General features: G+C 41.6%; 13 protein-coding genes. 10 read left to right on the plus strand and 3 right to left on the minus strand.

What is annotated here, in order from left to right; all coding sequences use genetic code 11:
- The first annotated feature begins 433 nt into the window (after positions 1-433).
- The 3 genes from CSQ79_RS06240 (at position 434) to rd (ending at position 2,137) form a co-directional block, all read left to right on the plus strand.
- A complete protein-coding gene (locus CSQ79_RS06240) occupies positions 434-622 on the plus strand; it encodes a hypothetical protein (protein ID WP_099700335.1) in 189 nt (62 codons plus the stop codon).
- Between the two features lie 221 nt (positions 623-843).
- On the plus strand, positions 844-1,635 hold the full coding sequence (locus CSQ79_RS06245; protein ID WP_289500692.1) for a ChaB family protein: 792 nt from the start codon (positions 844-846) through the stop codon (positions 1,633-1,635).
- Between the two features lie 340 nt (positions 1,636-1,975).
- Positions 1,976-2,137, plus strand: coding sequence for a rubredoxin (gene rd / locus CSQ79_RS06250; protein ID WP_099700336.1), 162 nt, complete (start codon positions 1,976-1,978; stop codon positions 2,135-2,137).
- A gap of 114 nt (positions 2,138-2,251) precedes the next feature.
- Here the strand turns inward: rd and CSQ79_RS06255 are convergent, their stop codons facing one another.
- Together CSQ79_RS06255 and CSQ79_RS06260 are read right to left on the minus strand one after the other, a co-directional pair.
- Positions 2,252-2,641: a type II toxin-antitoxin system VapC family toxin gene (locus CSQ79_RS06255; RefSeq protein ID WP_099700337.1), complete on the minus strand. Its 390-nt coding sequence runs from the start codon at positions 2,639-2,641 to the stop codon at positions 2,252-2,254.
- Complete coding sequence (locus CSQ79_RS06260) at positions 2,628-2,891, minus strand: AbrB/MazE/SpoVT family DNA-binding domain-containing protein (RefSeq protein ID WP_099700338.1); 264 nt, start codon at positions 2,889-2,891, stop codon at positions 2,628-2,630. The genes CSQ79_RS06255 and CSQ79_RS06260 overlap by 14 nt, the downstream gene beginning before the upstream one ends.
- A 181-nt stretch (positions 2,892-3,072) precedes the next feature.
- Here CSQ79_RS06260 and CSQ79_RS06265 point away from each other — a divergent pair, with 181 nt between their 5' ends.
- The 3 genes from CSQ79_RS06265 to CSQ79_RS06275 all read left to right on the plus strand — a co-directional run bounded on the left by CSQ79_RS06265 (position 3,073) and on the right by CSQ79_RS06275 (position 6,378).
- The gene (locus CSQ79_RS06265; protein WP_099700339.1) at positions 3,073-4,305 is read left to right on the plus strand and encodes a BaiN/RdsA family NAD(P)/FAD-dependent oxidoreductase; all 1,233 of its coding nucleotides are present in this window, start codon (positions 3,073-3,075) and stop codon (positions 4,303-4,305) included.
- Between the two features lie 313 nt (positions 4,306-4,618).
- On the plus strand, positions 4,619-5,668 hold the full coding sequence (gene lpxD / locus CSQ79_RS06270; protein ID WP_099700340.1) for a UDP-3-O-(3-hydroxymyristoyl)glucosamine N-acyltransferase: 1,050 nt from the start codon (positions 4,619-4,621) through the stop codon (positions 5,666-5,668).
- A gap of 191 nt (positions 5,669-5,859) precedes the next feature.
- Complete coding sequence (locus tag CSQ79_RS06275) at positions 5,860-6,378, plus strand: Hsp20/alpha crystallin family protein (protein ID WP_099700665.1); 519 nt, start codon at positions 5,860-5,862, stop codon at positions 6,376-6,378.
- 127 nt (positions 6,379-6,505) lie between these two features.
- Here the strand turns inward: CSQ79_RS06275 and CSQ79_RS06280 are convergent, their stop codons facing one another.
- Entirely contained in the window at positions 6,506-7,408 is a 903-nt protein-coding gene (locus tag CSQ79_RS06280; protein ID WP_099700341.1) for a CoB--CoM heterodisulfide reductase iron-sulfur subunit B family protein, read from the minus strand.
- A gap of 251 nt (positions 7,409-7,659) precedes the next feature.
- Between CSQ79_RS06280 and acpP the strand changes: the two genes are divergently transcribed.
- The 4 genes from acpP to CSQ79_RS06300 all read left to right on the plus strand — a co-directional run bounded on the left by acpP (position 7,660) and on the right by CSQ79_RS06300 (position 13,372).
- A complete protein-coding gene (gene acpP / locus CSQ79_RS06285) occupies positions 7,660-7,911 on the plus strand; it encodes an acyl carrier protein (protein WP_099700342.1) in 252 nt (83 codons plus the stop codon).
- Positions 7,912-8,050: 139 nt separating this feature from the next.
- Entirely contained in the window at positions 8,051-9,304 is a 1,254-nt protein-coding gene (gene fabF / locus CSQ79_RS06290) for a beta-ketoacyl-ACP synthase II (protein WP_099700343.1), read from the plus strand.
- 311 nt (positions 9,305-9,615) lie between these two features.
- Entirely contained in the window at positions 9,616-11,649 is a 2,034-nt protein-coding gene (tkt, locus tag CSQ79_RS06295; protein ID WP_099700344.1) for a transketolase, read from the plus strand.
- Between the two features lie 1,036 nt (positions 11,650-12,685).
- The gene (locus CSQ79_RS06300; RefSeq protein ID WP_099700345.1) at positions 12,686-13,372 is read left to right on the plus strand and encodes a hypothetical protein; all 687 of its coding nucleotides are present in this window, start codon (positions 12,686-12,688) and stop codon (positions 13,370-13,372) included.
- Positions 13,373-13,581: the final 209 nt, after the last annotated feature.

Below are 13,581 nucleotides of genomic sequence, written 5' to 3' on the forward strand. Positions count from 1 at the left end.
ACCGATCTAAGTATTACTACTTAGTTAACCTTTGTTTGCAGCAGTCGCTCATACTGCCCAATTTACCTACACAAATATAAAGAAATAGTAAACTTAGTGTAAAGGTTCAGAGAAATTACAGAGCTTCGACTTGAAAATTGGATGTTTATGAAATTTCAACTCTAATAAATCACAAGTTTTGAAATTTAGCTACTATTGTTATAAATGTTATAAAATATACAAAACATATTGTGAGTCAATTAGTAAAAGTTGGAAAAATAACTTATCTTGATTGCCACTGCCGGAGTTATGAATGATTAAGTGTTGAATTATGATATGAAAATTCTTTGAATTTAAATCTCTTTTACTAGTCACTAAACACTTTTTTTAATTAAAAACTCTTCAAAATTCAAAACTTAAAATTAAAATAGATAAGTACATTAAAGAGGAAAAAGTGAGTCGAACTCGTCGCAATCATAACATTCGCACTGTACAACTTTTTTTTGTTTTTGCAGGAATTACAATCTTTGTTTGGGTACTACGAGGCTTAGGAATTTTGACTTTTATTCCTGGCGGAATTATATGGATATTAATTTTGTTATCTGTGGTAACAGGAGTTTGGAGCCGCTTACAAAGAGGATAAGTTTGTTTTTGAGCTTTATAGCATAGCTATCACAGTATTTTTGTTGGCTGCAACTCAAACAACATGATATTTCTTATTAAAAGAAAGAAAGAATGCACATCTACTTAAAAATATAAATAGATGTAGCTTGAGATACAGTACAAGAATCAATCTTATGGATGAAGATGTTATTTTCAGTCACTGGTATTCTTCCTGATAAGTAGGAAATACAAGGGAAAAATATGACTGCAACTGATACAACTATCACACAGCAGAATGCTGCTGAGTTTCGTAGCGTATCTGCTATTTTCAACAATCGCGAACAAATTGATAGTGTCATTCGCCGTTTACTCGACCGAGGAATTTCTCGCGATGATATTTCTGTAATTGGAAAAAACTTTCACTCTGAAACTAAAATTGCTGGTTTTATTACTAAAAAAGATGTCATCTTAGGTGGATTGAAACAAGGAGCAATCTTTGGATCAATCTTTGGTTCTGCGTTAGCTTTGTTGACCGGAGTAGGTGTCTTATTTGTACCTTTTATTGGGACATTAGTTGCCGCAGGACCTTTGGGCGCAGCTTTATTAGGTGCTGCAGGTGGCGCGATCGCAGGTAGTGCTGGTGCAGGTTTAGTCTCTGCCTTAGTCACATTAGGAATGCCAGAAGAGAAAGCAGCAGTATATCAAACTCGAATTGAAGCGGGCGACTTTTTGGTAGCAGTAGAAGTCCCTGCAGACAAAACAGGTGAAATTCAGCTATTGCTTGAAAGTGCGGGTGGTGAAGAAACCCATGTTAACGAAAAATCCTTACCCCGCAGACGAACTGGACAAATTGAAAGTGCAGCAGACTTGTCGCCAGAAGTGCGATCGCACCTTTCAGAGGATGCACAGCGAGCGTTTATTGCTAACTATAACAAGGCGTTATCAGAAACAAGTGACGAAGAAAAAGCAGAACATCAAGCTTGGGATGCAGTTTGCGAACAGTACGAACAAGACGAAGATGGTACTTGGTCAAAAGCAAAATCAAGTATTTAGCAACTGTTAGCTTGTCAGCTAATTGACTACCAGCCTCTGAAATGAATCAGAGGCTTCTGATCAAGAATTAAGCCTAGCAAATGAATTCGCACACTATAAACAAAGTTCACCAACTTTTAGAGTTTTGAGTTTTGAGTGTTGAGTTATGAGTTTAAGAGAGTTACTCGTTAAGAGTATTGAGCATAAGAGAGTTTTGAATGTTGAGTGTTGAGTTAGCCAAATTCTTGATAATTCAAAATGTGCTAAGGCACCGCTACGCTAACAAAACTTGCTGGGATAGCCCCGAAGGGAGTTGGAGAGCATCTACAATTCATACAGAGGTCTACATCAGGTAGTCGTTATGCAAAAGTATATTTGTACAACTTGTGGCTACATTTACGATCCTGAAGCGGGTGATTTGGATTCAGAAATTGAACCAGGTACGCCATTTGAAAATATTCCTGATGACTGGGTATGTCCAGTATGTGGTGCAACCAAAGATCAGTTTGAATTGGAATCCTGAGGATTTAGTTTATAAAAACAATAGTTCAACCGCTTGGGTTATCTGGTTAGAGTGTGGTGAGAAAATTACTAGTGGAATATAAAGCCCAAGCAAATATCAATCTACTGCTCAATATTAGGGCTGCTGAACTTTACACTGAGATAGTCCTTTAGCTCTGTTTGCGAACTTGGTATCAAAGGTATAGATAATAGAGCAACTTTTGCTTTGTGATAAATGAAGTGCATCAGCAAAATCCAAACCATTTTCATGCCACTGCAAAGCCTGCGCTACCAAACTGGCGTTTCTAAGCTGAACATTAGGTAAACCCAAAAGGTTCCTGAATGCTTGACAAATTTCACTCGGTTTGAAACTGTAAGCAAAACGTAATACCCATTCAGTTTCCAGAAGAACTGTGTCTGGAATAAATATGTCTTGTTCTTGGAATAGCTGGAGACTTTTGTTGTATTGCTGTTCATCATCTTGTGTTAAGAGACGTACAACAATGTTGGTATCAACTGCGATCATGCCACTGTTGTATCACTCCTTGGCGAATTGCATCTTCTAGCTCATCGAGACTTTTCAGTTTTCCCTGATAGCTTAAACAGCCTGCAACCTGCGCTAAAGTTGTTTCCGCAAAAGGTTTTTTAGGTTTTAGGAGGATACCATCGCCGACATCAATCGCAATCAGTTCTTGACCTACTTCCCAATGATGAGCAGCACGTAAGGCTTTTGGAATAATCACTTGCCCTTTACTTGACAAACGAGTGACTTGCATCAAATTTAGCGACGAAATAGTAAGAAATATGTAAGAATTATAGCAGGAAACGCACTTGATTGCGATAGTTACATTGACCGTTATGCGACAAGTTCTTAGCAAAAAATAGCCATTGAAAGCTATCAAAACGTTAGGCTGATATGTAGAACTGTCTTGGATTGCTTTGTAGGAATTAGGTAAATTGCAACCGTTAATTGTTGTTATTGGAGGAGGCGCAGCGGGTTTTTTTGGTGCGATCGCGGCAGCACAAGCTCATCCTTATACCCAAGTCATTATTTTAGAAGCAAGTCACCAACCGTTAGCCAAAGTCCGTGTCTCTGGCGGTGGGAGATGTAATGTTACCCATGCGTGTTTTGAACCAGCTGCCTTAGTACAAAATTATCCCAGAGGTGGCAAAGCCTTACGCGGAGCATTTACCCGATTTCAAAGCCGCGATACTGTCAATTGGTTCGCCGCACAAGGAGTCAAACTGAAAACTGAAGCCGATGGCAGAATGTTTCCTGTCACAGATGACTCTGCTACGATTGTTGATTGTCTAATGGAAAAAGCGATCGCTTTAGGAATCGAAATTTATCAGGGCGCAGCAGTGGTTTCTGTAAAGAAGCTGGATAGCGTGACTTCGAGATTTGAAATTCAGTTGAAATCAGGAGAAATTATTACATGCGATCGCATATTACTCGCAACAGGTAGTAATAAAGTCGGTCATCACATTGCCGAAACTTTAGGACACCATATTGAATCGCCCGTACCATCGCTGTTTACATTCAACATTCTCGATCAAGAACTACGCGCACTAGCTGGGGTAAGTGCCGATACTGTCCGTTTACGGTTGTCAGTTGGTAGTCACAAACTCGAACAAACAGGTTCATTACTTATTACCCACTGGGGTTTAAGTGGTCCTGCGGTGCTGAAACTTTCGGCGTGGGGGGCGCGGATGCTATATGACGAGAAATATCACGCAACTCTAACAATTAACTGGCTTCCACAATCTAACCCTGAAGATATCCGCCAAAAATTACTGACAGTTAAAACTGAATGGGCAAAACGGGCGATCGCGCTTCACTGCCCTGTTGAATTACCGCGTCGTTTGTGGCAATATCTAGTGTCGCGGGTTAACCTCAGCAGTGAAGATCGTTGGTCAGGAGTATCGCACAAAAGCTTAAATCAACTTGTTCAAGAACTGACTCAAGGACAATACTTGATTCAGGGTAAGGGAGTTTTTAAAGAAGAATTTGTCACTTGTGGCGGCGTTAGCCTCAAAGAAGTTGACTTCAAAACAATGGAAAGTCGTCTTTGTCGAGGAATTTATTTTGCTGGAGAAATTTTAGATATTGATGGTATTACTGGAGGCTTTAACTTTCAGAGTGCTTGGACAACGGCTTGGTTAGCTGGTCAAGCAATGGGAGTAGTCTAGTAGTTAGTTTTGAGATTTGAATTTTGAGTTTTGAGTTATGAGTGTTGAGTTGAAGAGAGTTATGAGTCGAGAGTTTTGTTAGCGTAGCGGTGCGTTAGCACGTTTTGTTCGCCAAGAAAGGTGCCGGAGGCAATTATTTTCAGTTGTTCGCGAAGAAAGGTGCCAGAGCATTAGAATTCCTTAACTCAACACTCAACATTGAGAACTCATAACTCTTCCTCCCCCTGACCTCCGACCTCTGACCTCTGACCTCTGACCTCCGACCTCTACTATAAAATGGTTCAATTAGTTTTTGAAACTATAAAACTCAAAAATGAAATTTAGCGAAGTTGTTCAAAAACTTGGTGAAACTGCTGCCAACAATAGCCTTAGTCTCAATAAAGACTGCGATCCGGATCTTCCTAGATTAGCACCAGTTGAAGAAGCTGTTACAGGAACTTTAAGCTATATCGAAGGTGCCAAATTTGCCTCGCAAGTTGCCACAACTGGTGCTAGTGCATTGATTTTGCCGCAAGACGAAGCATTACAAGCACAAGCACAATCACGGGGTATTGCTTGGATTGCAACTTCCCAACCACGGTTATTATTTGCACAAGCGATCGCACTATATTATCAACCATTCCATCCTGCACCTGAGATTCATCCTAGTGCAGTGATTCATCCTTCAGTAAAACTCGGCGAAGACGTATACATTGGCGCGCACGTTGTCATTCAAGCAGGTGTTAGCATTGGCGATCGCGTTTGCATTCACCCTAATGTTGTGGTTTACCCTGAAGTCAAAATCGGCGATCGCACAGTTCTTCATGCTAACTGTACAATTCACGAGCGCAGCCAAATTGGTGCGGACTGCGTGATTCATAGTGGTGCCGTCATTGGTGGAGAAGGCTTTGGTTTTGTGTCTTCACCGACGGGGTGGGTCAAGATGGAACAGTCAGGCTACACCGTATTAGAAGATGGCGTCGAAGTAGGTTGCAACAGCACGATTGATCGCCCCGCAGTGGGAGAAACACGCATTGGTAAAAATACAAAAATTGATAACTTGGTACAAATCGGTCATGGTTGTCAGGTTGGTGCTAACTGTGCATTTGCCGCACACGTTGGCTTAGCTGGCGGTGTAAAAATTGGCAATCAAGTTATTCTTGCAGGTCAAGTGGGAATTGCCAATCAAGTAAAAATTGGCGATGGGGCTGTTGCTTCTGCTAAAGCTGGGGTTCATAGTGACGTTCAGCCAGGAACAATTGTCTCAGGGAATCCTGCCATATCACACAAAAATTTTCTCAAAGCATCTGCTGTTTACACGCGCTTACCAGAAATTTATCAAACTCTCAAGCAGTTACAACGCAGCTTAAGTAGAGAAAAATAAATATGCTAGCAACACTACTTTTATAGTAGGGTTATCCTTACTCACTTAGATTTTTATTAGCTAATATAGAAGTAAAGGTGCAAGTAAAAAGCTGTTAAACGCACCTCTGTTCAACTTTTATATTGAATAGTTCATCGTTGAGTGACAACTTGATTCAGTCTTTTTTACTGAACTATGGAGGTGACTTGACCGTGGCATTAGTACATTGGCAACCATTTCAAGAAATTACTGCCTTACGGCGTCAAATGGATCGGATGTTTGACGAAATTGCAGGATTTAATCGAGAGTTAAAGATAAACTGGATGCCTGCGATTGAAATGAAAGATAGTGAAGAAAGCATTATCTTACGCGCTGAAATTCCTGGAATAGATGCTAAAGATCTTGATGTACAAGTCGCCCGAGATGCAGTTACAATCACGGGTGAAACTCATCAGGAACAACAAACAGAAGATCGGGGATTTTGGCATTCTGAATTTCGCTATGGGAAGTTCCAAAGAACGATTCCATTACCAGTAGCAGTCGAAAATGAACGAGTCGAAGCAAGCTACAAAGACGGAATTTTGACTTTGACACTACCCAAAGTTGCTGAAGCAATTAACCGTGTAGTCCACATTAATTTAACAGGAGATACAAAAGAGGCGATCGCAGGTTCTGATACTGCTCACACAGTAGATGTGTCGAGCGAGATGCAAGACAAAGACAACAATTAACCTGATGACTAAAAGACTAACTAATAATAATTAACTTTAGTTAGTTGATACTTGTTACTTCTAAATAATTCTTGCGCTGAGTAGAATTTCTCAAAATATTAATCTACTCAGCTTTTTTATGCAAAACTTAAAATCCTAACTTTTCTAACAAAGGACGAGTGGAAACAATATGTCTTTCTAAACCTAATTCTTTAGGTTTAATACCTAATGCCAAAGCAATGAGTTGAGGGAGATGCAACACAGGTAAACCCAGTTTTTCGCCCACTACTTTTTCGACTTCAGGTTGACGAGAATCAAGATTGAGATGACACAAAGGACAAGGAGTGACCATACAATCTGCACCAGCTACGAGAGCTTCTTGAATATGCATTCCTGCCATTTTAAAAGCTTGAGTGGTGGCATAACTAGAAAGAGGCCAGCCACAGCACTGAGTTCGCCCGCGATAGTATACTGGTGTTGCACCAATTGCCCGAAAGACATTTTCCATTGATTGGGGGTTGTAGGGGTCATCGTAGGGCATGGATTTTTGGGCACGCAGTAAATAACAGCCATAAAAAGCAGCACATTTAATCCCGCTCAAGCGTCGCGATACGCGGTTTTGCAGTTCTTGTAAGCCGTAATCAGCAACAATTGCATACAGCAGATGCTTGACTGTAGAATTACCACGATAGGGCAAACAACCTTCTTGGGTAAGTAAGCCATTAATTTGCTCAAGGTAAGCAGGGTTAGTCTGCTGAGACTCTTTTAAACGCTCATCAACACGCCCAATCACGCCTTGGCAAGTGCTGCAATGTGTCAGTAAGGGAAGATTTAATTCTTCAGCTAACGCAATATTGCGGGCATTTACAGTATCTTCTAGTAGCAGTGAATCTTCTTTAAAAGTACCAGAACCGCAGCATGCGGCTTTCTTCAGTTCTATAAGTTCAATACCTAAAGCTTGAGTTAATGCTTGCGTAGATTGATAAAGTTCGCGGCAGGCTCCCTGGGCAACACAACCAGGAAAATAAGCATATTTTAAATGGGAAGACATAAGAAATTAGGGACGGGCAACTAGAATAAGGAATAAAACTTAAAGATAACCTTTTCTATCCTAACCTCAGTCCACAATTGCTTTTCTTACCTTATTCAGTCTCTTGTTCCTAACTCCTCTTTTAGTGACAGTAGGAAAACAGACCATTTGGAGTGTTTAAGCGATCGCGCTTTTCGATAAGATAAATATGCCTAAAATCATGTCATCCCAATCGAGGGATTTTTTTGCAACTGCTTGAGGACGTTATATTTATGAGCGAAGCGGAAATTTTTGAAAAAGTCAAGAAAATTGTGACTGAGCAACTGAGTGTTGAAGCTGAAAAGGTGACACCACCAGCAAACTTTGCGAACGACCTAGGAGCCGATTCGCTTGATACTGTTGAACTTGTGATGGCTTTAGAGGAAGAATTTGATATTGAAATTCCCGATGAGGCAGCTGAACAAATTACAACTGTACAGCAAGCTGTAGATTACATCAGCAACAAAGTGACTGCATCCGCTTAGGTGTGAGGCACATCTGACAAGGTGGCGCCAGGAATGCGATCGCACTCGTGATTAAATCGTCTGAAGATCGCGCCAGCGCCCAAAACTAAAAATTCATTTGTTCTGCGTTATTCAGTCAGGAAGCTGGCTCAACTGAAGTATGACAGATAAGGAAAAAAAACGTGTTGTCGTAACGGGTATCGGTGCTATCACGCCGATTGGCAATACTCCAGATGAGTACTGGGAAGGGTTAATAAATGGACGCAGTGGGATTGGTCCGATTACCTTGTTCGATGCCTCCCATCACAAGTGCCGCATTGCTGGTGAAGTCAAAGGATTTAATCCTCATGACTACCTTGACAGCAAAGATGCCAAGCGCATGGATCGATTTGCTCAGTTTGCGGTTTCAGCCAGTTTACAAGCGCTTGCAGACGCACAGTTTGTCATCAATGAACTGAACGCAGAACAAGTGGGCGTAATTATTGGTACTGGTATTGGTGGGATTAAGGTACTAGAAGACCAACAAACAGTTTATCTCAATCGCGGTCCTGACCGATGTAGCCCGTTTATGGTGCCAATGATGATCGCAAACATGGCAGCAGGATTGACAGCAATTCACATTGGTGCGAAGGGACCAAATACTTGTCCAGTTACAGCATGTGCTGCTGGTTCCAATGCGGTTGGTGATGCGTTTCGGATGATTCAGCGTGGTTATGCCCAAGCAATGATTTGTGGCGGCGCAGAAGCCGCAGTTACACCACTATCTGTAGCAGGTTTTGCTGCAGCTCGAACGCTGTCTACCCGTAATGACGATCCGGCTCGTGCTAGTCGTCCTTTTGATCGCGATCGCGATGGATTTGTTATGGGTGAAGGAGCGGGAATTCTGCTACTAGAGGAACTCGAACACGCCCGCAGTCGTGGCGCACGCATTTATGCCGAAATTGTCGGCTACGGGATGACGTGTGATGCCTATCATATGACATCACCTGTACCTGGAGGCGAAGGTGCAACTCGTGCTATGCAACTTGCACTCAAAGATGCTTTGTTAGATCCAATGCAAGTCAACTACATCAATGCCCACGGTACTAGTACCGCAATGAATGACACGACTGAAACAGCAGCGATGAAAAAAGTGTTGGGCGATCATGCGTACAAAGTCGCAATCAGTTCAACTAAGTCAATGACTGGGCACTTATTAGGCGGTTCAGGTGGAATTGAAGCTGTAGCAACAACTCTTGCGATCGCACATGACCAACTACCACCAACGATTAACTTAGAAAATCCCGATCCAGAGTGCGATTTGGATTATGTACCTAATGTTTCTCGCGCCCAAAAAGTAGATGTTGCTTTGTCAAATTCTTTTGGCTTTGGTGGACATAATGTCACTTTGGTATTTCAGAAGTTCACTGATTAGTGAATGAAACGTGATGCCTCAAGAGCAAAGCAGTTGAGAAGTCAGCAGGGAAAAGGTGAAGCAATGGCAAGTATCTTAAAAATACCTTTGCTCCTCAGCTGGTTTTCTGTTTAATCTATTGGCTATCAAATCAACGTTGGAACAAAAATTGTCAAGTGGAGAAACTTATTAGCCATTGTTTGGGCAAGAATGCTTGCCTGTCAATCCCCAAGAATGGGATGATCGTTAATAAGTGCTTAGGGCAATCTCTGAGGATTACAATTTCAGCCCACTCCATGAGCGTGCTAACCCGTCGTTAACAATAAGAGACTATGGCTGTTGCAACCCAATCCCTCGAAGAACTTTGTATTAATTCAATTCGTTTTCTAGCAATCGATGCTGTAGAAAAGGCAAAGTCTGGTCATCCAGGGCTGCCGATGGGCGCGGCTCCAATGGCATTTGTCTTATGGGATCGATTTATGCGATTCAATCCCAAAAATCCTGCTTGGTTCAACCGCGATCGCTTTTTGCTATCAGCAGGACACGGCAGTATGTTGTTGTATGCCCTACTGTATCTGACAGGCTATGAAGATCTGACGCTTGAAGATCTTAAGCAGTTCCGTCAGTGGGAATCAAAAACTCCTGGACACCCAGAAAACTTTATGAACCCTGGGGTGGAAATTACAACGGGTCCTTTGGGTCAAGGTATTGCCAATGGAGTTGGCATTGCTATGGCGGAGGCTCACTTAGCTGCTAAGTTCAATAAACCTGATTTCTCTATTGTTGACCACTACACTTACGTTATCTTAGGTGATGGATGCAACATGGAGGGTGTTTCCGGTGAAGCGTGTTCGTTAGCTGGACACTTAGGACTTGGTAAGCTAATTGCCTTGTACGACGACAATCAGATCTCAATCGATGGCTCGACCGATCTTGCGTTTACCGAAGATGTTGGTAAACGTTTTGAAGCCTACGGCTGGCACGTCCAAGTCGTGGAAGACGGTAACACTGATTTAGATGCGATTCACCAAGCAATTGAAGCTGCCCAGGCTGTAACGGATAAACCCTCCTTAATTAAGGTACGCACTACAATTGGCTATGGTTCTCCTAAAAAAGCTAACACTCGCCATGCACACGGTGAAGCGCTAGGTGCAGATGAAGTTAAAGCAACCCGCGAACATTTAGGGTGGAATCATGAACCGTTTGAAGTTCCTGAAGATGCCTTAAATCACTGGCGTCAAGCGATTGATCGCGGTGCAAAGTTAGAACAAGAGTGGAATCAATTATTCGAGCGCTACAAGCAGCAATATCCTGAAGATGCTCGCCTTTTAGAGCGGATGCATCAAGCTGAGCTACCTGAAGGATGGGATGCGGTGCTACCTACCTATACACCCGAAGACAAAGGAATTGCCACCCGCGCTCACTCAGGTAATTGTTTAAATGCGATCGCTGAAGTTCTTCCTGAACTGATTGGTGGTTCGGCTGACTTGGCTCCTTCTAACAATACTTTGCTCAAAACTTCCGGAGACTTCCAAAAAGGTCAATACGAAAATCGCTACATCCGTTTTGGAGTGCGCGAACACGGTATGGGCGCAATTTGCAATGGTCTAGCGCTCGATGGTTCTGGACTGATTCCTTACTGTGCAACGTTTCTCGTGTTTACCGATTATATGCGGGCAGCAATTCGTCTTTCGGCGTTGTCTGAAGCTGGCGTGATTTATATCATGACTCACGACTCGATTGCACTGGGTGAAGATGGTCCGACACACCAACCTGTTGAACACGTTGCTTCTTTACGCGCTATTCCTGAGTTGTATGTCATCCGTCCTGCAGATGGTAATGAGACTTCTGGTGCTTACAAAGTCGCAATTAAAGCTGCACGCGGTAAGCGATATGGCAACAAGACAAGACCTTCTGTACTTGCGCTGACTCGCCAAGCTGTACCCAATCTTACCGGTTCTTCAATTGAAGGAGTCACGAAAGGTGCTTATATTCTATCTGATAGTGATGGCACGCCGGACTTAATTTTAATTGGTACAGGTAGCGAAACTCAATTGTGTGTCAAGGCAGCCGAGCAGTTGCAGAGTGAAGGCAAGAAAGTCAGAGTTGTTTCTATGCCTTGTTGGGAAGTATTTGAAGAGCAAGATGCTGAGTACCGAGAATCTGTATTACCTAAAGCAGTGAAAAAGCGGGTGTCAGTTGAAGCTGGTACGACGTTTGGCTGGTGCCGTTATGTTGGTGATGAAGGTATTGCGATCGGTGTTGATCAGTACGGCTCTTCGGCTCCAGGCGGAGTCTGTATGGAGAAATTTGGCTTCACAGTCGATAATGTGGTATCGAAGGCAAAAGCAGTTTTAGGGGAATAATCTATAGATTGTTCTCAAGACACTAAAAGTTTATAGCCACCAGATTAGGGGTTCTTACAAGAGCCCCTATTTTATTGATTATGAAAACACGACTTTGTATCCTAAACATCAGACTTCTTGCAAAAGTACTTAAACTGTCATGTTGAGCCTTGCGAAACATCTCGCGAGATTCTACGTTACATTACATAATGACATTCATAATTTTTCGACTTTTGCAAGAGTTCTACCCTACATAAATGCAAGCACAAATATATTTGTAGCTAAATAAACATACTCTACAGAAATCATCTTACTGATAAAACTGCCACTATTGAGTGTGTCACTTTTAACTTAGGGTACCTGTGATTCATGCGGGAGGTCTACTGTTCTTCTATAAAGCTGCTAAAAGGATAGAAATCACAGCATTTCGCTTCAAAGCTGATTATAAATAGGTAATCAAAGCACAGGAGAAAAGAATACAAGAAGAATCATTTGCCTAGCACTTTTATCAAAGGGTACTGAAAAGTTATCGCTTAATACCAATTTCCTCAATGCTAGCTACAAATCAATCTCCGCGTTTCCGTGTTAGCCATTGTCTTGGAAACTTCGTGAACGTGACGGGAACCGCCTGCTTTTTTGCGAGTTTCCCCCTGTAGCAATCTTAAAGTGAATTAGCTCTCTACCTCCTATTTTATTGAGCTGACTTGATACTTTAATTTCATGTATTCAAAACCAACTTTTTGGTATTTAGTATACAATAGCTATTTTGATAATAAATGTAGTTTTAAATACTTACAAAAAAAACTTTAAGTGATAGTTTAAGTGCCAATTGTAGTGACTTTATTACTCAATTGATTCGTCTTAGATTAACCACAATTATATCAGTAAATAATTTTGTTATGAAAAAAATGGTTTTTGGTATAAACTGTCTTGTTAATCTAAGGCTCTTCTCAGTAACTCACAACAGTGTAATACTGTGGCTCTGATACTGATATTACAATGAGTTTTTTAGTAGATTTATGAGTTAATTGTCCACACTTACACACGGGAAATTCAAATGATTCAACTACTTATCCGCTTATCTCCTCCGCGATACAAAAAGACAATCAAAGCAGCTTGGTTAAAGTATTTGTTTTATCGCACAGTAAGACAAATTGCTCAACTACCTGTAGGACAAATTCCTACACGAAAAATGTTGAAGAACTTGCACCTCAGTTGGGGGAATTACGGATTTGTAGCTAACTTAGACTATCTTGAAGAAGTCGCCAAACAAGCAGTTCAGACATCTGGTCCAATTTTAGAGTGTGGTAGCGGATTAACAACAATTATTTTGGGCTTACTTGCTGGTCGTCGTGGAGTTGAGGTTTTCTCGCTGGAACATCTACCAAGTTGGCGATCGCACGTTCTTGATGTATTGCAAAAACACCGAATACCAGCAGTCAATGTCTGCTTATCTCCCTTACGAGACTACGGTGATTTTTTTTGGTACGACCCACCTTTGAACATTTTGCCTCAGCAATTCCAGTTAATCATTTGTGATGGTCCTCCTGGAAAAACGCCTGGAGGTCGTTACGGACTGTTACCTGTAATGAAGCAATACATCTCCAACGAAAATACGATCTTACTCGATGATGCTCATCGTCCTGGTGAAATGGAAACATTGGAAAAATGGGTAAAAGAGGCAAAAGTCAAGGTACAAACGCAGTCAAGGTCTCAAGGAACTTATGCCTTAATTACTTATTGATTTTTGATTGAGGTATCACTTAAAGTAGGCTGCGAAGGAGTATGTTGCCTAAATGACTTGCTTGGCGTTACTATTTTTGGAGCATCAGGTGCAGATGCAGCAAGTCTTAATTGTGTAACTATGGGTGCATACATCTGCTAACAGGTCTTGTATAGATTCAGAAATTAACACTTATCAAGCGAACTTGATGTAAGTATCCGTCTCATAAT

It is taken from the genome of Gloeocapsopsis sp. IPPAS B-1203, from assembly GCF_002749975.1.
Taxonomy (GTDB): domain Bacteria; phylum Cyanobacteriota; class Cyanobacteriia; order Cyanobacteriales; family Chroococcidiopsidaceae; genus Gloeocapsopsis.

Coding starts and splice junctions, on each gene's coding strand:
- rd (WP_099700336.1), top strand. CDS start 1,976: ATGCAAAAGTATATTTGTACAACTTGTGGCTACATTTACGATCCTGAA.
- tkt (WP_099700344.1), top strand. CDS start 9,616: ATGGCTGTTGCAACCCAATCCCTCGAAGAACTTTGTATTAATTCAATT.
- CSQ79_RS06260 (WP_099700338.1), bottom strand. CDS start 2,891: ATGCAAGTCACTCGTTTGTCAAGTAAAGGGCAAGTGATTATTCCAAAA.
- acpP (WP_099700342.1), top strand. CDS start 7,660: ATGAGCGAAGCGGAAATTTTTGAAAAAGTCAAGAAAATTGTGACTGAG.
- CSQ79_RS06280 (WP_099700341.1), bottom strand. CDS start 7,408: ATGTCTTCCCATTTAAAATATGCTTATTTTCCTGGTTGTGTTGCCCAG.
- CSQ79_RS06300 (WP_099700345.1), top strand. CDS start 12,686: ATGATTCAACTACTTATCCGCTTATCTCCTCCGCGATACAAAAAGACA.
- fabF (WP_099700343.1), top strand. CDS start 8,051: ATGACAGATAAGGAAAAAAAACGTGTTGTCGTAACGGGTATCGGTGCT.
- CSQ79_RS06255 (WP_099700337.1), bottom strand. CDS start 2,641: ATGATCGCAGTTGATACCAACATTGTTGTACGTCTCTTAACACAAGAT.
- CSQ79_RS06245 (WP_289500692.1), top strand. CDS start 844: ATGACTGCAACTGATACAACTATCACACAGCAGAATGCTGCTGAGTTT.
- lpxD (WP_099700340.1), top strand. CDS start 4,619: ATGAAATTTAGCGAAGTTGTTCAAAAACTTGGTGAAACTGCTGCCAAC.